This window comes from Methylobacterium aquaticum (genome assembly GCF_001043915.1).
Classification (GTDB): domain Bacteria; phylum Pseudomonadota; class Alphaproteobacteria; order Rhizobiales; family Beijerinckiaceae; genus Methylobacterium; species Methylobacterium aquaticum.
On record NZ_LABX01000225.1, the window covers coordinates 1 to 17,743 of the forward strand.

General features: G+C 71.9%; 17 protein-coding genes. 5 read left to right on the forward strand and 12 right to left on the reverse strand.

Annotated features, from left to right (window positions below; translation table 11 throughout):
* Nucleotides 1-259 precede the first annotated feature (259 nt).
* Nucleotides 260-1,528 carry a serine hydroxymethyltransferase gene (locus tag VP06_RS26040; protein WP_048466715.1) on the reverse strand — a complete coding sequence of 423 codons (1,269 nt, stop codon included), beginning with the start codon at nucleotides 1,526-1,528 and terminating at the stop codon, nucleotides 260-262.
* A 137-nt stretch (nucleotides 1,529-1,665) separates the two neighbouring features.
* Between VP06_RS26040 and VP06_RS26045 the strand changes: the two genes are divergently transcribed.
* Nucleotides 1,666-2,640, forward strand: a complete 975-nt coding sequence (locus VP06_RS26045) for a LysR family transcriptional regulator (RefSeq protein WP_048466732.1) — start codon at nucleotides 1,666-1,668, stop codon at nucleotides 2,638-2,640.
* A 130-nt stretch (nucleotides 2,641-2,770) separates the two neighbouring features.
* On the opposite strand, the gene VP06_RS26050 is transcribed toward VP06_RS26045, so the two are convergent.
* The 7 genes from VP06_RS26050 to VP06_RS26080 all read right to left on the reverse strand — a co-directional run bounded on the left by VP06_RS26050 (nucleotide 2,771) and on the right by VP06_RS26080 (nucleotide 8,416).
* A complete protein-coding gene (locus tag VP06_RS26050) occupies nucleotides 2,771-4,240 on the reverse strand; it encodes an HWE histidine kinase domain-containing protein (RefSeq protein ID WP_048466716.1) in 1,470 nt (489 codons plus the stop codon).
* A gap of 194 nt (nucleotides 4,241-4,434) precedes the next feature.
* Nucleotides 4,435-4,782: a DUF3088 domain-containing protein gene (locus tag VP06_RS26055; RefSeq protein WP_048466717.1), complete on the reverse strand. Its 348-nt coding sequence runs from the start codon at nucleotides 4,780-4,782 to the stop codon at nucleotides 4,435-4,437.
* A gap of 19 nt (nucleotides 4,783-4,801) precedes the next feature.
* Nucleotides 4,802-5,380 (reverse strand): cytochrome b, encoded by a 579-nt coding sequence (locus tag VP06_RS26060; RefSeq protein ID WP_048466718.1) that lies wholly within the window; start codon nucleotides 5,378-5,380, stop codon nucleotides 4,802-4,804.
* A gap of 119 nt (nucleotides 5,381-5,499) precedes the next feature.
* Complete coding sequence (locus VP06_RS26065) at nucleotides 5,500-6,282, reverse strand: TetR/AcrR family transcriptional regulator (RefSeq protein WP_245291320.1); 783 nt, start codon at nucleotides 6,280-6,282, stop codon at nucleotides 5,500-5,502.
* A gap of 173 nt (nucleotides 6,283-6,455) precedes the next feature.
* Entirely contained in the window at nucleotides 6,456-7,292 is an 837-nt protein-coding gene (proC, locus tag VP06_RS26070) for a pyrroline-5-carboxylate reductase (RefSeq protein WP_280950247.1), read from the reverse strand.
* The gene (locus VP06_RS26075) at nucleotides 7,289-7,792 is read right to left on the reverse strand and encodes a type III secretion system chaperone family protein (RefSeq protein WP_048466719.1); all 504 of its coding nucleotides are present in this window, start codon (nucleotides 7,790-7,792) and stop codon (nucleotides 7,289-7,291) included. The genes proC and VP06_RS26075 overlap by 4 nt, the downstream gene beginning before the upstream one ends.
* Before the next feature lie 282 nt (nucleotides 7,793-8,074).
* Nucleotides 8,075-8,416, reverse strand: coding sequence for an accessory factor UbiK family protein (locus VP06_RS26080; RefSeq protein ID WP_082167628.1), 342 nt, complete (start codon nucleotides 8,414-8,416; stop codon nucleotides 8,075-8,077).
* A 232-nt stretch (nucleotides 8,417-8,648) separates the two neighbouring features.
* On the opposite strand from VP06_RS26080, the gene VP06_RS26085 reads away from it, so the two are divergent.
* Nucleotides 8,649-9,365 (forward strand): response regulator, encoded by a 717-nt coding sequence (locus tag VP06_RS26085; RefSeq protein WP_048466720.1) that lies wholly within the window; start codon nucleotides 8,649-8,651, stop codon nucleotides 9,363-9,365.
* On the forward strand, nucleotides 9,362-10,720 hold the full coding sequence (locus VP06_RS26090; protein ID WP_048466721.1) for an ATP-binding protein: 1,359 nt from the start codon (nucleotides 9,362-9,364) through the stop codon (nucleotides 10,718-10,720). Before VP06_RS26085 ends, VP06_RS26090 begins: the two co-directional genes overlap by 4 nt.
* Nucleotides 10,721-10,774: 54 nt before the next feature.
* Here VP06_RS26090 and ruvA read toward each other — a convergent pair whose 3' ends face one another.
* The 4 genes from ruvA to VP06_RS33890 form a co-directional block, all read right to left on the reverse strand.
* The gene (gene ruvA / locus VP06_RS26095) at nucleotides 10,775-11,401 is read right to left on the reverse strand and encodes a Holliday junction branch migration protein RuvA (RefSeq protein WP_048466722.1); all 627 of its coding nucleotides are present in this window, start codon (nucleotides 11,399-11,401) and stop codon (nucleotides 10,775-10,777) included.
* A gap of 148 nt (nucleotides 11,402-11,549) precedes the next feature.
* Nucleotides 11,550-12,125: a PAS domain-containing protein gene (locus VP06_RS26100; RefSeq protein ID WP_053082036.1), complete on the reverse strand. Its 576-nt coding sequence runs from the start codon at nucleotides 12,123-12,125 to the stop codon at nucleotides 11,550-11,552.
* 455 nt (nucleotides 12,126-12,580) lie between these two features.
* Nucleotides 12,581-13,474, reverse strand: a complete 894-nt coding sequence (locus tag VP06_RS26105; protein ID WP_063928442.1) for a response regulator — start codon at nucleotides 13,472-13,474, stop codon at nucleotides 12,581-12,583.
* 358 nt (nucleotides 13,475-13,832) lie between these two features.
* Nucleotides 13,833-14,918 (reverse strand): DUF1521 domain-containing protein, encoded by a 1,086-nt coding sequence (locus VP06_RS33890; RefSeq protein ID WP_053082037.1) that lies wholly within the window; start codon nucleotides 14,916-14,918, stop codon nucleotides 13,833-13,835.
* A gap of 530 nt (nucleotides 14,919-15,448) precedes the next feature.
* Between VP06_RS33890 and VP06_RS26115 the strand changes: the two genes are divergently transcribed.
* Both VP06_RS26115 and VP06_RS26120 read left to right on the forward strand, forming a co-directional pair.
* Nucleotides 15,449-17,227, forward strand: coding sequence for a LysM peptidoglycan-binding domain-containing protein (locus tag VP06_RS26115; protein WP_048466724.1), 1,779 nt, complete (start codon nucleotides 15,449-15,451; stop codon nucleotides 17,225-17,227).
* On the forward strand, nucleotides 17,221-17,727 hold the full coding sequence (locus tag VP06_RS26120; protein WP_048466725.1) for a hypothetical protein: 507 nt from the start codon (nucleotides 17,221-17,223) through the stop codon (nucleotides 17,725-17,727). Before VP06_RS26115 ends, VP06_RS26120 begins: the two co-directional genes overlap by 7 nt.
* Nucleotides 17,728-17,743 lie beyond the last annotated feature (16 nt).

A 17,743-nucleotide genomic window follows, 5' to 3' on the forward strand; every position in this document is an offset into this window, starting at 1 on the left:
CCAGACTGCGCTACGCCCCGATGCCCCGTTTCCTAGTGAAAATCCCGCTGGGGCGCAAGTTGCGCGACGGGGCGGGAAGGGGCTCGAAATGCCGCTTCGGCGCGCAGAGCCCCAGAAAAGTCCCAGAGGACGTTCTCGTCTCGTTCTTGCGCACGCGCTCGGCTTCGCGATCGGGGAATGGATGCCCCTACCCTGGGATCGCCCCGGTTACGGCGAAGCGTTGGCCTGCCAAGGCAAGTCTGCTGAGCGGTGATGGGGCTCACGCCCCGCCATAGATCGGGAACCGCCGGCATAGCGCCAGGACCTCGCCCCTGACCGCCGCCAGGCCGGCCGCATCATGGGGCGCCGCCACCACCCGGGCGATCCAGCGGCCGATCTGACGGAACTCCTCGACGCCGAAGCCCCGGGCCGTGCCGGCATTCGAGGACAGGCGCAGGCCTGAGGGCGCCTCGGGCGGGCGAGTGTCGAAGGGGATCTGGTTCTTGTTGACCGCGAGGCCCGCCGCCTCCAGGGCCTTGGCCGCCACATCGCCGGTGACGCCCTGGGGCGAGAGATCGACCAGCATCAGCCCGCAATCGGTCCCGCCGGCAACGAGGCGCATCCCCGCCTCGGCGACGCTGTCGGCCAACGCCCGGGCATTGTCGAGGACCGCCCGGTTGTAGGCCGTGAATTCGGGCCGCAACGCCTCGCCGAAACAGGCAGCCTTGGCGGCGACCGCATGCATCATCACCGAGCCCTGCACGCCCGGGAAGATGCCGTCATGGATCCTGTCCGACAGGACGGGATCGTTCCACAGCACCAGCCCGCCGCGGGCCCCGCGCAGCGACTTGTAGGTGGTCGAGGTCACCACGTGGGCATGCGGGAAGGGATGGGGATAGAGCCCGGTGGCGACGAGGCCGGCGACATGCGCCATATCGACCAGCAAGAGCGCCCCGACCTCGTCGGCGATGGCGCGCAGGCCCGCGAAATCGAGGGCGCGGGCATAGGCCGAGCCGCCGGCGACGATCATCGCCGGCCTGTGCTCGCGGGCGAGGCGGGTGACGGAGTCGAGGTCGACCCGCTCGCTGTCGCGTTCCACGCCGTAGCGCACGATCCTGTAGTCACGGCCGGTCAGAGTGGCCGGGTGGCCGTGGCTGATATGGCCGCCAGCCTCGACGCCCATCGACAGAATGGTGTCGCCGAGCTTGAGCAGGCCGAGGAAGACGCCCGCATTGGCGTTCGAGCCCGAATGGGGCTGCACGTTGGCGAAGCGGCAGCCGAAGAGCCGCGTCGCCCGGGAGACCGCCAGGGCCTCGATCGCATCGGCATGCTCGGCGCCGCCGTAATAGCGCGCGTAAGGCAGCCCCTCGACGGTCTTGTTGGTGAGGACCGAGCCTTGGGCCTCCAGAACCAGCCGCGAGACGATGTTCTCGGAGGCGATCAGCTCGATTCCGTCCCGCTGCCGGGCCAGCTCGCCGCGGATCGAGGCGGCGAGGTCCGGGTCGGCGTCGAGGCCGCGATCGAAATAGCCGTCGTGGAGGAGGCGCATGGGAGGAGGCCCGTCGGTGGCAGGACCCGCAGGGCGGGCTCGCTCCCCAGTGTCGGGCTTGCCCGGGCGAGCGGCAAACGGGATAAGCTGAGGCTCAGGCCAAGCTTTTCTTGGCCTCATGGATGGGAGGCTTCAAGATGGATCCGGCCGGCCGGGCTGCCCCGCCCTCCCTCAATGCCCTGCGGGCCTTCGAGGCGGCGGCGCGCCACGGCGGCTACGTGGCGGCGGCGCAGGAACTTCACGTCACCCCGGCCGCCATCGGTGCCCAGGTGAAGGGATTGGAAGCCTGGCTCGGCCGGCCGCTCTTCCACCGCCTGCCGAACGGCCTGAGCCTGACCGCCGAGGGGCGGGCGGTGCTTCCGTCCCTGACCGCCGCCTTCGATGCGGTGAACCACGCCGTGCGGGTGATGCGCGCAGTCGGCCGGCCCCGCAGCCTGACGCTCGCGGCCCTCCCCTGCATCGCCCAGCTCTGGCTCGCCCCCCGGCTTCCGGCCCTGCAAGCCGCCTTCGACCTCGACGTCGCGATCCTGACCCGGGACGACCCGCCGGATTACGCCCGGGACCTGGTCGATCTCGGCCTGTATTTCGGCGCGGCCGCGCCGGCTGGCTGCACAACCGTGGTGCTCTCCCGGGACGACCTGTTTCCGGTCTGCGCGCCCGTGCTGGCGGCGGGGTTGCGCGACCCCCGGGATCTCGCCGGGATGACGCTCCTGCACGATTCGGTCTGGCGCGAGGATTGGCCGCTCTGGCTCGCCCGCCATGGCGCCGGGCTCTTGGGCGCCGGGCTCTTAGGCACCGGGCCCTTGGGCGCCGGGCCCTCGGGCACCGGGCCTTTGCGCCCGGCCCGGGAGGCGGCGTTCTCGCTCTACGGCATTGCCCTCGACGCGGCGCTGGCTGGTCACGGCGTGCTCATCGGGCACAGCGCGCTGGTGGGCGAGGCGCTGGCGTCCGGGCGGCTCGTCGCACCATTCGGGGATCGGGTGGTGGCGGGGGCGCCGCTGCGGCTGATCGTGCCGGAGGGTGGCGAGGAAGGGTGGCTGGCGCCGGTGATCCGGTGGTTGGGTGGTGAGGGGGCGCGGGCCGAACGGCGCGACCGCGTCGCGGGCGGTTGAACCTGATGCCCCGCTCGTCCGCGCGTCGGAGCGGGCCCAGTCCCGCCTGTTCCTCAAAGACGGGGAACGTGGTCCGACAAGGCGCTGCGACGGGCGGGTCGCGACCCTTCCCCGCTCCGGCCGCCCGGCCTCAACCGCCCGTCTTCCCGCCCATCTCCGGCAACGGCGCTTCCACCGTCGCCACCACGCCGCCCGGCCGATACTCGACCGCCACCACGCCACCGATCTCGGCAGCCAGAACCCGCTCGATCATCCGCGAGCCGAATCCGCGCCGGGTCGGGGCCGAGACCGGCGGACCGCCGGTCTCCTCCCAGCACAGCCGCAGGCGCTCCTCGGCCGTGATGTCCCAGGCGAGGCTCACGCGGCCCTGATCGGTCGAGAGGGCGCCGTACTTGACCGCATTGGTCGCGAGTTCGTGCAGCGCCATCACGAAGGCGAGCGCCAGCCGGGGCGGCAGCCGGACCGGCGGGCCGCCGATCCCGAAGCGCAGCCCCGTGCCGCTGCGGAAGGGGCGTAACGTTTCCTCGACGATCTCCGCCAGGGTCGCGCCCTCCCAACTCTCGCGGGTCAGGATGTCGTGAGCGGCCGAGAGCGATTGCAGCCGCGCGTTGAAGGCGGTGCGCGCCTCGGCCAGCGAGGTGGCATGGGTCAGGGTCTGGTGGGCGATCGACTGGATCGTCGCCATCGAGTTCTTCACCCGGTGGTTCAACTCCTCGGCAAGCAGCGCCCGGTGCTCCTCCCCGCGCTTGCGCTCCGTCACGTCGAGGGTCACGCCGGCCATGCTCAGGGGGTTCCCGGCCGGGTCGTAGAACGGCTGGCCGCGGACCTGAATCCAGCGCACGTCACCCGCCGGCGTACAGATCCGGTACTCGATGTCGTAGTCGCTCCGGCTCTCGATCGAGGTGCGAACCGCCGCCTGCATCCGGTCGCGGTCCTCGGGCAGGATCGCGGCGATCAGGTCGTCATAGGTGAACGGCTCGCCCGGTTCCCGGCCGACATTGCGCTTGAAATTGTCTGACGCCATCAGCCGCATGTCGGTGAGGTCGAGGGTCCAGGAGCCGAGGCGCGAGGCTTTCAGGATGAAGTGCAGCCGTTCCTCGCTCCGCCGCAGCGCCTGCGTGCGCCGCTCGATCTCCCGCTCCAGGGCGTCGCGGTCGCGCTGAAGCCGCACCAGCCGGTCGCGCTCCAGCGTCACGTCGAATTGCGAGGCGAAGAAGTAGGTGAGACGGCCCGCGTCGTCGAAGACCGGCGAGACGAGCAGGCGGTTCCAGAACGCCTCGCCGTTCTTCTTGTAGTTGAGGAGGTCGATCTCGATCGGAACCTGGCGCACGATCGCGTCGCGGATCCGCGCGACACCCTCGGGATCGGTCTCGGGGCCCTGGAGGAAACGGCAGTTGCGGCCGACGATCTCGTCCCGGCTGTAGCCGGTGAGCCGCGTAAAGGCGTCGTTGACGAAGACGATCGGGTTGTCGGGCTGATGCGGGTCGGTGATCACCATCGGCATGCGCGTCGCCCGCACGGCCGCGCTGAACGGATCGTGGCTCGCCCCGATCCGGGTCAGCTCGGTCGCGATGCGGCTGTCGTCGCGGCGCCCGGTCACGCTTGCGTCGTCTCCTGCGCGACACCGGACACATGGTCGCGATGCCCCACCTCGTGTGTCATCGCCACCAGCCCGGCTCCGCGCCACGTCCGCCTTTGCCACGAGGCAGCCTATATCGCGGCCTCCGGCCTCGTGGAAGCGATCGAATCGTCCTATCGGTAAATTCGGATCCGAGGTTGCGGCGGTGACGTGTCCTAAGGGTGCGGCTCAGGAATGCCGTGGCGCTCGTGAAGCGCCCGCAGGATCGCATCCATGTCGGCGATGAAGCGGACGGCCCCGTGGCGGCGGGTGGCGAGGCAGTCCGGCGCGTCGGCGGCCAGCACCAGGAGCGGCAGCGACTGATGCGCCTCGCCGACCCGGTCGATGAGCGCCTGCCGCGGCCGCGGCCAGGGCAGGCGCGTCACGTCGAGGCGACCGGCCAGCGCGGGAAAACCTGCCAGCACGCCCTCGATCAGGGCGCAGTGCCAACAGTAGAACCGCCGGCCCGGATAGGCCGGATCGACGAAATCCGGGGCCAGCAGGAAGAGGTGATCGCGCGGCACGGGCTCAGCGTCCTGCCCGTTACACGTCCTGGCGCGGCAGCATCCGGTCGAGGACGGCGTCGCGGCGGACGACGAGATGCCAGGCGGTGGCCAGCACGTGCAGCACGACCAGGGCGTAGACCGCGTATTGGCCGGCCAGATGGATCTGGTCGGCGAGATCGGACACCGCCTTGTTCTTCGCCATGAAGGGCGGGATCGGGAACAGGAAGAAGTATTGCGTCGTGCTGCCGGCGGCGGCCGAGAGCACGATGCCGCTCGCCGGCATCAGCAGGAACACGAGATAGAGCAGCCAATGGTTGATCCGGCCGAGCAGCGCCAGGCCCCGCGGCACGTAGACTTCCGGCGGGGCCGGGTGCCGGGCCCGCCACAGGATGCGGAGAGCGACGACGGCGAAGATCGTGATGCCGACCGACTTATGCAGCTGGAAATAGAAACTCTGGGCCGGACTCGCCGGCAGGCTCGTGGCGATCCAGGCCAGGGGCAGCACCGCCAGCACCAGGGCGGCGGTGAGCCAGTGCAGGGCCTGCGCCACAGGCGTGTAGCGCGGCTGCTCGACACGGGCGATCGTCACCGGCGCGCGGGTGGACAGGTCGAGCATCCGGAATGGTCCTCACGGGGCGCCGCCATCATGGCTCTGGCGCAACACCCCGCAGGCTAGACAATGCGCAACGCATGGTCACCCTGGAATCGCTCGAATTGTCGGGGACAGGCGCGGTGTCAGATCGCCGCCGCCGGGTCGCCCCCGAGGGGATTGCCCTCGTCCTCGTTGCGGTCGTCCCGTCGATCGCGCCGGCGCCGGCGGCGTCCGCCCTCGGTGAGGGAGTGGGCGAGCGCCCGGAACGGCGCGGTCAGGCGGCGCACGTCCTCGGCGCGCTCCATGAACCGTTCTCCGTTGCGGATCTCGCGATCGAGCGCCGCCATGGTGCGGGCGAGCGCCGGGTCGTTGTCGTCGAGCCACACATCCATCACCCGCGCGAAGGCGATCACCACGCCCTGGAGCTTGACGCGGCCGAGGGGCCCTTCCGTGCTGATGCCGGCCGAGGCCAGCATGAAGCGTTGCGAGTTGAGCGCCACCTGGTTGAGGGCGGCGAGCGACAGGGGATCGCCGCGCAGGGCGACGGCGATTCGGCGCAGGGCTGGCTTGTAGGGGTCCATCGCGTCAAGGCGGCGCATCAGCACGTCGAACAGCCGCTCGCGGGTCGGCTCGTCGTCGAGGTCGTCGCCCGCGCCTTCCAGCACCTGCTTGTCAATCATGCGGGCGAAGCCGCCGAGCACCGCCCCCTTCGACGGATAGCAGTCGCGGAACTCCGCCAGGCTCACGCCGGCCTCGCGGGCGATGTCGCCGATCTCGATGTCGTTCCAGGGCTGCTCGGCGGCCAGCCGCATCAGCGCCTCGACGATCGCCTCCCGCGGCGGCAGGCGGGCGGCGTCAGACTGCGCGCCGGTGCCGTGCTCGTCGCCGGACGCCGTGTCGCCGGACGCCTTGGGGGTGCGGGCCATGGATGGACGCTCCGATACCGTTGCCGCGAGAGGGGGAGCACGCCAGGCGCCTCCCCGAGGCAGGGTGCCGCCTCGACCGCTTATCTAGGGATCGTCCTGCCCGCCGGGCAGGGGGCCGCGGCGACGCGACCCGCGCGATCGTGGGGCGGCGCAACGGCGATCTGCCGGTGGCGTCAGCCCGCCAGCTCGCCGGCTCGCCGCTTGGCCGCCGCCACCGCCTCGCGCATCAGAGGCGCGAGGCCCTCCTCGGCCATCAGCACGCCGAGGGCCGCCGCGGTGGTGCCGCCCGGAGAGGTCACGTTCTGGCGCAGCGTCGCCGGCTCCTCGGGACTCTGCCCGAGCAACTCGCCCGCTCCCGCCACGGTCTGGCGGGCGAGGCGCGCCGCCACCTCGGCCGGCAATCCGGCGGCGACCCCCGCGGCCGCAAGCGCCTCGGCCATCAGGAAGATGTAGGCCGGACCGGAGCCCGAGACCGCCGTCACGGCATCGATCAGATCCTCGCCGTCCAGCCACTCGACGAGGCCGATGCCGGAGAGCAGCGCATGCGCCGTGCGGCGCTGATCCTCGCCGGTCTCGGGCGAGGCGGCGGCTCCGGTGGCGCCCCGGCGGATGCTCGCCGGCAGGTTCGGCATCGCCCGCACCACCGCGCGGGCGCGGGGCAGGCGGTCCTTCAGGTTGGCGATGGTCTTGCCGGCCAGCACCGAGACCACCAGCGTGCCGGGCCCGGCGAGCGGCGCCAGGGCGGGCCCCGCGGCATCCAGCCCCTGCGGCTTGATCGCCAGAACCAGGGCCTCGGGCTCGACCGGATCAGCCGGGTTGACGGCGATGCCGTGGGCGGCGCAGAGCGCCAGCATGGCGGGAGACGGGCTCGGATCGATGACGGCGACGCGGGCGCCCGGCAGACCGTCGGCGAGCCAGCCCTCCAGCATCGCCCCGCCCATCTTGCCGGCGCCGACCAGGATCAGCGAGGCCGGCAGGTGACCCGACGGTCCATGCCCCTGCGCGCTCACGCCTCGCCCTCGGTCTCGAACAGGACCGCGTCCAGCGCCTCACGGGCGCTCTTCCCGGCCCAGATCACGAACTGGAACGCCTGGAAGTAGCGCTCGCACGCCTCGACGGCGGTCTTCAGCATCGTCTCGCACTGGCCATGCGTCGGCTCGGCGCCGCCGGTGAGCAGCAGCGCGTGGCGGAACATCACCACGTGCTCGCTGTTCCAGAGGTCGAAATGGCCGACCCAGAGCTGCTCGTTGACCAGGGAGACGAGCCGAAGCACCTCGTTGCGCCGCCGCTCCGGCACTTTCAGGTCGAAGGCGGAGGCGACGTGCAGGGCCTCCACGTCCTCGATCCACGTGAAGGCGACATGGTACTCGGCCCAGCGGCCGGCCACCGCCACCGACATCTCGTCGGTCTCGGCACGATCGAAGATCCAGTCCCGGAGGGAAGCGAGGCGTTCGACGACATCGAGCGGGTGCTCGGCGCGGTTCAGGTCGTCGATGTTGAGCTGGGTCATGGCGATCCAAGTTTGGCTCGTCCGAGCGGGAAACAGCTGCGTCAGCGGACGCGGCGAGTGTCGTCTTCAAGGCAGATCGCGACCCGGGCACGGTCAGGACGTGCAGGCGATAAGCTAAAGCGCCGACTTGGTCTCCCCCTGAGCGGCTGCGAATCAGTGCGTCACCCACTATAGCCCGGGCGAGTCCAGGGACTCAAAGCGGAAAGCCGCGGCGGCGGCGGGGCACCGCCGGCTATCCACCGAAGCTTCCTGTGCACAAGCGGGAGGCGTGCGGACGGGGCGTCAGGCCGTCGCCGTGCCGCCCGACGCCGTGCCAGATGCCGGGCCCTTGCCCTTGGCGGCGGTCTTGGTCTCGGCGGTCTTGGTCTCGGCGGTCTTGACGTCGGATGGCGCGGCCTCCAGCGCCGCGACGCGGGCCGTCAGCGCGTCGTTCTGGGCACGCAACGAGGCCACGAGGTCGCGCAGCACCTCCACCTCCTCGCGGGTGGCCACGTCCATGTCCCGCAACATGCGCTCGATCTGCGCCTTGACCATGGTCTCGGCCTCGCGGCGCACGCCCTGGGCGGCGCCGGCGGCGTCGGTCATCAGGCGGGCGAAATCGTCGAACAGGCGGTTCTGCTGCATGGGAGATCCTCCGTGGACTGGTCCGTGATGCACAGCCGTAATGCATTTCAACGCGGAATGGGCCCCGGTCCGGGCTCCCCATCGCGCGAAAATGCGTCACCATGACGAACTCCCTGCGGCCCTGCCGGGGACGGCGCCGATTGCGCGACCGTGTCGCGCGGCGGGGCCAGCAACACTCGGTTGCACAATGATGGCTTCAAGCAAAACCCTGTCTCGGGCATAAGGCCGGACCGTGAGCACGACACCGCATATCCTGATCGTCGAGGACGATCGCGAGATCAGCACGCTGGTCGCCCGCTATCTCCGTGGCAACGATTGCCGGGTCTCGATCGCCGGCGACGGCCGCGAGATGGACCGGCTGATGGCCGATTCCCGCGTCGACCTCATCATCCTCGACCTGATGCTGCCCGGCGAGGACGGGCTGTCGATCTGCCGGCGCCTGCGCGCCGCCTCCGGCATCCCGATTCTGATGCTCACGGCGAAGAGCGAGGAGATCGACCGCATCGTCGGGCTCGAGATCGGGGCCGACGACTACCTCGCCAAGCCGTTCAACCCGCGCGAGCTGCTCGCCCGGATCCGGGCGATCCTGCGCCGCGGCGCCGCCACGCCAGGCCGCGACGACGAGGGTGTGCGCCGCCACGCCTTCGCGGGCTTCGTGCTCGATGCCGGCCTGCGCCAGCTCCTCAACCCGGAGGGCGCGCAGGTAGCGCTGACCGGGGCGGAGTTCGACCTTCTCCACGCGATGTGCCTGCGGCCGGGCCGGGTGCTCTCCCGCGACCAGCTCCTCGACCTGACGCAGGGCCGCGCCCCCGGGCCGTTCGAGCGCAGCATCGACGTGCTGGTGAGCCGCATCCGCCAGAAGATCGAGCGCGATCCGCGCAACCCGGAGATGATCAAGACCATCCGCTCCGGCGGCTACCTGTTCACGCCCGAGGTGATCTCGACATGACCGGGCGGGGGCCGCTCACGGGCCGCATCGCCGGGCAGCTCGCCCTTCTGGTCGTCGCCGCGATCGTCGTCACCCATGTCGTGGTGGTGGTGGCCTTCATCCTCCTGCGCCCGGAGCTGCGCCGCTCCGACGAGCGGCCGAGCGCGCTCGCCAACCGCCTCGTCACCGTCGTCCACATGATCGCGGCGGCGCCGCCGGAGGACCGGGCCGACGTGGTGGCGGCGGCCCGCCACAGCGCCTCGTCCCTCCACCTCACCCTCCTGCCCGCTGACGCCCCGAATGCCCCCGTGCCGCCGGGCACCGACGTGCCGGAGATCACCGGCCTGCGGGCGGCCCTGGGGACGGGCTACGGCGTCGCGGCCGAGCACCTGCCGGCGGGGGCCCTGCACCTGCGCATCGCCGGGCCGGCCGGACTCCAGCTCGCCGCCGACCTGCCGCCGCTGCCGCTGCCGCACCCGCCGCTGACCAGCGCCGTGCTGATCACCCTGGTCTTCCTGGCGCTCTCGCTCACCCTGCTGTCGATCTGGGCGACGCGGGCGCTGACCGCGCCGCTGGCGCGGCTCGCCGAGGCGGCGGAGGCTTTCGGCACCGCCACCGAGTCGCGGCCGCTGCCGCAGCGCGGTCCCGAGGAGGTGCTGGCCGTGTCCCGGGCGCTTGGCCGGATGCGCGACCGGGTCCTGCGCCTGCTCGACGACCGCACCCACATGCTGGCGGCCATCAGCCACGACCTGCGCACCCCCATCACCCGCCTGCGCCTCCGGGCGGAATTCCTGGAGGACGAGGGTCTGCGCCGGCAGTTCCTGCGCGACCTCGACCAGATGAACGCGCTGGTCGAGGCGGCCCTGTCCTTCGTTCGCGACGGCCAGTCCCGCGAGGGGCAGAGCCTGGTCGACCTCGCCTCGGTGGTGCAGACGGTCTGCGACGGTTTTGCCGATGTCGGCGAGGCGGTGCGGGCCGAGGGCCTGCGGCCGGCCCTGGTGCGCGGCTCGGCCGGCGAGCTGCAACGGGCGCTCACCAACCTGATCGACAATGCGGTCAAATATGCCGGCGGCGCCACGGTGCGGTTCGTCGAGGCCGAGCCGGGCCGCGTCGCGGTCGAGATCCTGGACGACGGCCCGGGCATCCCCGAGGAGGAGCGCGCCCTGATGCTCCAGCCCTTCGTGCGCGGCGACCGCGCCCGCACCCTCAACGAGGCCGGCGGCTTCGGCCTCGGCCTATCGATCGCGAGCGCCATCGCGCAGTCGCATGGCGGCGTGTTCACCCTGGAGAACCGGGTGCCGCGCGGCCTGTGCGTGCGCCTCGACCTGCCGCGGGCGACCGGAGCGGTGCCGCGCCAGACGGCGCAGGCGGCGTGATCCACCGCCGATCCGGGTGACCGGGGCAGGGGCCCTCGCCCGGCAGGAGCCGCGTCAGCGCGCCAGCTCGCGCAGGCCGAGCCGGATCAGGGTCTTGGCCTCCATCGCCGCCGCGCCCTCGCCGGCCCCTTTCAGCGCCGCGGCCACCGCCGCCGAAGCCTGGACCTGGGCATAGCCGAGATTGACCAGCGCCGAGATCGCATCGGCGACGGGCTGGGGCGCGGTGTTGTCCTCCACCGCTCCCGTCAGCTGGATCAGGGCCGGATCGACCGGTGAGAAGGCCGGGGCCTTGTCCTTCAATTCGGCCACGAGGCGCGCGGCGAGGCGCGGGCCGACACCGGGCGCGCGGGCGACCGCAGCCTTGTCGCCGGTGGCGATGGCGGTGGCGAGCTCGGCCGGTTCCATCACCGAGAGCACCCCGAGGGCGACCCGGGTGCCGACCCCCTGCACGGTCTGGAGCAGGCGGAACCATTCGCGCTCCGCATCGGCCCGGAAACCGTAGAGGCGGATCATGTCCTCGCGCACATGGGTGTCGATCGCCAGCTCCGCCGCCTCGCCGGGGGAGGGCAGGCGCTGGAGCGTGCGGGCCGAGCAATGCACCACGTAGCCGACGCCGTGCACGTCGAGGATCACGAAATCCTCGCCGTAGGAATCCACGACGCCTTTCAGCTTGCCGATCATCGCCTGTCGGATCTCCGGTGGGCGCGAGGACCCGGATCACGGCCCTTACCCAGCCCGGACCCGCGCCACAAGGCGTGGGGATCGGGCGGGGGGATGCGGCGCGTCGCCCCGCCGGGGCGCGCCGTCGGGGGCCGTTGCGATGCGGCCGTCAGCTCAGGCGGCGCAGATAGGCCCGGCGCAGGCTCTTGCCGATCTCGCGGCCGAGTTCCAGGAGCAGCATGTCGAGGATCCGCAGCAGGAACGGCCGGCCCGCCGTCACGAGGGCCTCGCGGGCGGCGATGCAGGCTTCGGCGGCCTGCTCCAGCGGGCAATCGGGCCGCGCATCGACGCAATGGTCGTAGGCGGTCTCGCTGAGCGCACTGCCGGTCATGTCGACCAGGATGCCGTGCGCGCGCGCCGGGCGGCCGTCGCGGTCTCGCTCGTAGCGGGCGCGGGAGAGCACCCACAGCGTCCGGCCGGCGGCGTTCCGCACCCGGAACTCGGCCACGAAGGAGCCGCCCTCGACGGCGCCCCGGTGCATCCGGGCGAGGACGGCGTCGCGGTCGTCGGGATGGATGCAGGCCGCGAAGACCCGCAGGGGGGCGCCCTTCGCCAGGCGGTCGAGATCGGCCCCGAACAGGCTGCCGGCAACGTCGTCGGCATGCATCCGGTCGTCGACGATGTCCCACGACCAGGTGCCGACCATGTCCGCCATCGCCGGCAGCGCCGCAACGGCGACGCGCATTCTCTGGGCGTCCCTGATCATCGATCTCCGCGGCCCCTGCCTCGCCTGATACCGCTTCGTATCGGACGCATTTCCGGCCTTGTGCGCTGTCTCGGCGAGGTCGGTCAATGCAGGTATTTTGCGGTGGTCGGGCCGGTTGCGACGGGGTGAGCGCAAGGTTCGGCAGCCCGCCCGACGACGACGACGCCGGCAGACGGTGACGCACCGGGCGCGGAGCGCCGGCTACCCGACGCCGGTGCGGGGCTCGCCGCACCGGCCCCGTCCCGGGGCACGCCCCGATCCGATCCTGCCTCGGCCGCACCGCTCGGAGCCGGCTGCGGCGGCGACCGTCCGAGAGGGAGCGGCGTCCGTCCAGACCGGCCCTGCGCCCTCGGCACCGGCGGGCATCACGACCGGACCCGAGGCTGGATCCGCGATGCCGATCCTGGGGACAGCCATTCGATGGGTGGACCCGGTCAGATCTCCTCGCCGCGCTTGGCGAGACTGACGGCGAGGACGGCGGCGACGACGGCCGTCGCGGTTTCCGAGGGGGTCGCCTCGGGCAGGCTCGCGGCGATGGCCGCCGGGACGAGCGCGGGCGATTCCGTCTGGCTCGACAGGACGACCGCGACCTGCGCGGCAACCAGCGCCGCCTTGGGGACCTCGCGCGGGATCTCCGGCAGCGTGATCGGCTCGTCGGGGGCGTCGAGCACGTAGCCGGTGCCGCGGATGGTGTGCACCGTCGCGGTCGCGCCCGAGCCCAGCAGATGGCCACGCAGGCGGTAGATGCCGACCTCGATGGCATTCGAGGACACCTCGTCCTCGAAGCTGTAGAGACCTTCCTCCAGCATGCCCTTGGTCACCGTCTTGCCGCACCGCCGGATCAGCATCTCGAAGATGCAGGTCTCCCGGCGCGGCATGCGCAGGGGCTTGCCGGCGACCCGCACCTCGCGGTTGCTCGGATCGAACGTCACGTTGCCGGCGCGCAGCACGGGATCCAGCGTCGCCACCGGCCGGCGCATCACGGCGCGCACCCGGGCGATGAGTTCGTCGAGCGGCATCGGCTTGAGGATGTAATCGTCCGCGCCCGCGTTCAGGCCCTCGATCCGGTGATCGACGGCGTCCCGCTCGGCGGTGATGATCAGGATCGGCACCGTGCTGCCGGCCCGGCGCCGCTCGCGCACCCAGTCGAGGCCGTCGCCGTCCGGGAGCATCCGGTCGACCAGGAGCGCGTCGTAGGGCGCCAGGGAGGCCGACAGGGTCGCGTCGGCGAGTGTCGTGACGTGATCGGCGACGAATCCTTCGTCCCGCAGGACCCCGCCGATGCTGTCGGCGCAAGCCTTGTCGTCGTCGACCAACAGGATCCGCATCCGAATCGCCCCCCATCGACGCAAGACCGTGTCGTTTCGCGATGTTCGCGAGACCTTTCCGGCCTATCGTCGAGTGCAGATGGATTAATCCAATTTATATAACGTGGGAACCCCTCTCGTAACCACAAACGGATCCGCGATTGTCTACTCGATGGCTAAGTCGTTGTGGAAGATAGATTATAATATATGATTTGCTGGCAAAGCTATTCGTTTCCCGGGGCTTTGCGATCTAAGACTGGTCACGGGGGCGACCCGCCGGGGGGCCGATCGGCCCCCCGGCGGGTCGGGATCGGTCGGGATCCAGTCGCCCCGGACAGCCCGTGAGCGGCTTTCCGGGACGAGGTGCCTGACCGAGGGCTCAGGCCGCGGCGGCTTCCGCCGCGTCGATGATCGACTGGTCGACGGCCTTGCCGTCCTTCGTCTGCCACGCGCCGCCATTCTCGTAGATCGTCGTCGCGCCGTCGCGCTCCAGCTCGTCGAGGGTGACGCCCGCATCGGACTGCTTCACCTCGAGATTGTTCTCGCCGTCATGCGCGTCGCCGAGGCCGGTCACCTGCACGGCCTTGTCGCCGTTGGTGATGGTCAGCGAGGAGGAGTAGGTGGTGCCGTTCTCGCCGCCCGGGACGGTGCCGACGGTGATCTTGGTGCCGTCATCGAGCTGGAACGTCATATCCTTCTTGAAGTCGAAGTCGTTCTTGCCGTCGTTGTCGATGTCGACGTGGGGGTCGCCGGAGATCTTGGTGGTCTTGCCGGTCTCGTTGTTGGTGACCGTCCAGGTGGCGTCCTTCTCGCTGGCCGTCACGGTGTACTTGTCGCCGAGCTGGATGGTCGCCTCGCCGTCCTTGACCTCGTGGCTCCACGTGCCCGTCTCGGCGCTCGCCGACGCATCCCCGGCCGCGGACGCCGCACCGCTCGCCTCGGGCGACGCGAGGGTGCGCGGGGCGGCCTCCTCCGACGCGGGCGCCTCGGACTGGAGCTTCGACATCAGCGTGGCGATGCCGTCGAGAAGGGCGTTCTTGGTCGCCTTGGGCAGGCCCGACTCCGCGATGCGGTCGGCGATCTCCTGGAAGCCGCTCATCAGGTCGGCAGGACCGGCCGGAGCCTCCTCGCCGCCGGCATCGGCGGTCTCCGCCGCTCCGTCGGCCGACGAGGACGCGCCCGCGGCGGAGGCTCCATTGGACGTTCCGGAAGCCTCGTCGGACCCGCCGGCCTGGGATGCCGCCGCGAAGCCCTCGGCAAAGCCGTCGATCAGGGCGCGCTTCTGCTCGGGGTCCTTGCTCTCTTTGACGTCGGCCAGGAAGGCTTCGCCGCCGGAGCGGGGCGCCTCCTCCTGACCGAGCAGCGCGTTGAGGAAATTCTGGGCGGCGATGACGCCGTTGCCCGAAAGGCCGCTGCCGGCGAAGGCGCCATTCGCACCCGACATGTTCGAGACACCGAAAGTCATGAGTTCAGCTCCGATTGATCCGGTCATGGTCCGGTCGTGGTCCGGTCTTCCGCACCGTTGACCACCGACGGTGGGGCCTCCCGGGGCCGTCGCTCGGGCGAGCGGACGGCGCCGGTCTCGGCGCACCCCGATCGGTAGGCAAGCGAGCTTTCGACAACCTGACGACTGGCATGGCTCGCGACGGGAAAGTCGAAATCGGTCTCTCCCGGTTTCGACGACGCCCGGCCTGCCCGCTCCGCGGCACGACACGGCTCATGGAGTGCCCAACGACGGACGAAGAGTGCGTCCCGTCCCCATCGTGCGTCCGGCGATCTCATCCTCTCCTTCGGGAGACACGGGCCGCGCCGGGTGGCTGCCGAATTCTGGACCGTTATGCAGTGCCTCGTCAGGTCGTCGTCAGGTCGCCCGGCTAGCCATGAGGAGAAGCGTTCGGGAGGCGGGCAGTGCCTGCTCCCGTCCGGCAGCGACCATTCCGACGCGGCCTTCCGTTCTTTCGGGCGGATCGCCGCGCGACGGCACGGGGGTGCAGGATGCCGCAGATCGTCGACAGGCCGCTCGCGTCCCGCAGGGACCAGACCCGCCCGGAGGAACAGGGTGGCCAAGCCTGGGCGCCCGCCCTCGACCGCGCCGCCGCGCCGCCGCCCGACCCCGCCGATGCGCGCAGCCGGCCGGCCTCGGCGCCATCCGGCGCGACGCAAGGTGCCGATCCGGCCCAAGGCGCCGATCCGGCCAACGACAACGTCGTCCGGCACACGGTCCGCGAGGGCGAGTCGCTCTGGAGCATCTCGCGCGACTACGGCCGCCCGTTCCCCGACGTGGTGAGGGCGAACCCGCAGTTCCGCGATCCCGACCTGATCCATCCCGGCGACCGGGTGAACGTGCCGATGGGCGCGCCACCCGTCCCGCCGCCGCGCCCACCCGCCGACGGACCCGTCCCCGGGACGCCGCAGGGCGGACCGCCAAGTGGATCGCCAAGTGCGCCACCCAGTGCGCCACCCAGTGCACCGCCCTCGGGCGGACAGCCTGCGGCCGGTCCGACGGCCTCCGGCCCGTCCTCGCCGCCCTGCGGCGTCGATGCGAGCGCCGGCACGGTCTGCGCGGCCAATACCAACGTCCCCTGCGGCGTCGATCTCGGTGCCGGCACGGCGTGCGGCGGCAACGCGGCGGCGCCCTGCGGCGCCAACATGACGGCCGGGCGGGCCTGCGGCGCCAACGCCTCGGGGCCTTGCGCGGCCAAGCTCACCGGCGGCAGCGCCTGCGGCGGAAAGGCGAGCGCCTGCGCGGCGGATGCGGGAATCGGGACGGCCTGCGCCGCCGATGCCGGGGCTTGCGCGATGAATGCGAGCGCCGGCACGGCCTGCGCCGCCAAGGAGACCGCCTGCGGCGCCAATGCCGGCACCGGCAACGCCTGCGCGACGAATTTCGGGGCCTGCGGCGCCAAGGCGACGACCGGGAAAGCCTGCGGAGTCGACGGCAGCGTCTGCGGCTCGCGCTACAGCGCGCCCGCCGCCTGCGGCGTCGACGGCAACCTCGCCTGCGGCGAGAAGAGCCGCGCCGGAGCGACCGGCGCGGGCATCGACGCCTGCGGCGCGGACAACGCGATCGAGCTGTGCGGCTCGGATGTCGGCCTCTGCGGCGGCAACGCCGCGGCGGAGGCGTGCGGCGCCGACGGCAATGCCTGCGGGGTCGATGCGGGCGCCGAGGCCTGCGGCGCCGACGTGAACGCCTGCGGGGCCGACGGCACCGTCGAGGCCTGCGGCGTCGACGGCGATGCCTGCGGGGCGAATGCGGGTGCCGAGGCGTGTGGCGCCGATGGCGGGGCTTGCGGAGCGGACGGCTCGGTGGAGGCGTGCGGCGCCGACGGCAATGCCTGCGGCGGGAACGCGGCGACCGAGGCCTGCGGGGCGGACGCCGCCGCCTGCGGCGCCGATGCCAGTGTTGAGGCCTGCGGCGCCGACGGCAACGCCTGCGGCGCCGATGCCAACGTCGAGGCATGCGGGGCCGACGGCAATGCCTGCGGGGCCGACGCCCGGGCCGAGGCCTGCGGCGCGGATGCCGATGCCTGCGCGGCCAATGCCAGTGCCGATGCCTGCGGCGCCGACGCCGATGCCTGTGCGGCGAATGCCAGCGCGGATGCCTGCGGGGCGGATGCCGATGCCTGCGCGGCCAAGGCGGGGGCCGATGCCTGCGGGGTCGATACCGGCCTGTGCGCGGCCAATCTCGGCGGGGTCTGCGGCGTCGACGCGCCGCTCGGCGATCCGATCTCGTTCTGCGCCGTCAACGTCATCCCGCTGCTGCCGTCATGCTGAGCATCGACCAGCGCGGGAGCGGTGCCCGCCTCACCCTCGCGGAGATCGTGACGGCCGGCCGGCTGCACGTCTCGGCGCCCGCCGCCTTCGCGGGTTTCATGGCCGGGCTGACGCTGCGGCCCGGCCTGCTCGCGGAGGACGGCTGGGACCGGCCCGCCGGCGCCGCAACCGGCTTCGCCCGGCTCCGCACGCTGATGCACGGGGTGATCCCCCGCGTCTACGACGTGACCCATCTGGAGCGCCTCGGCGGGCGCTTCGCCCTGCGCGTCGACGGCGGGGCGGGCGCGGCGGGGATCGGCGACTTCACGGTCGTCGCGGTGAACCGCCGGGTGCTGACCCTGTCCGGCCTGCCCCTCGACGAGGAGACCGGCGAGACGGTGATCGACGCGGCGATCCGCGCCGACGCCTTCCTGGCGCTCTGGAACGACCTGCTCGCCGACCTGGCCGACGCGACCCTCGCGCGGATCGAGGCCGCCCGTCCGGCCCGCCCGCCCGCCTGACCCTGAGGAGACGATC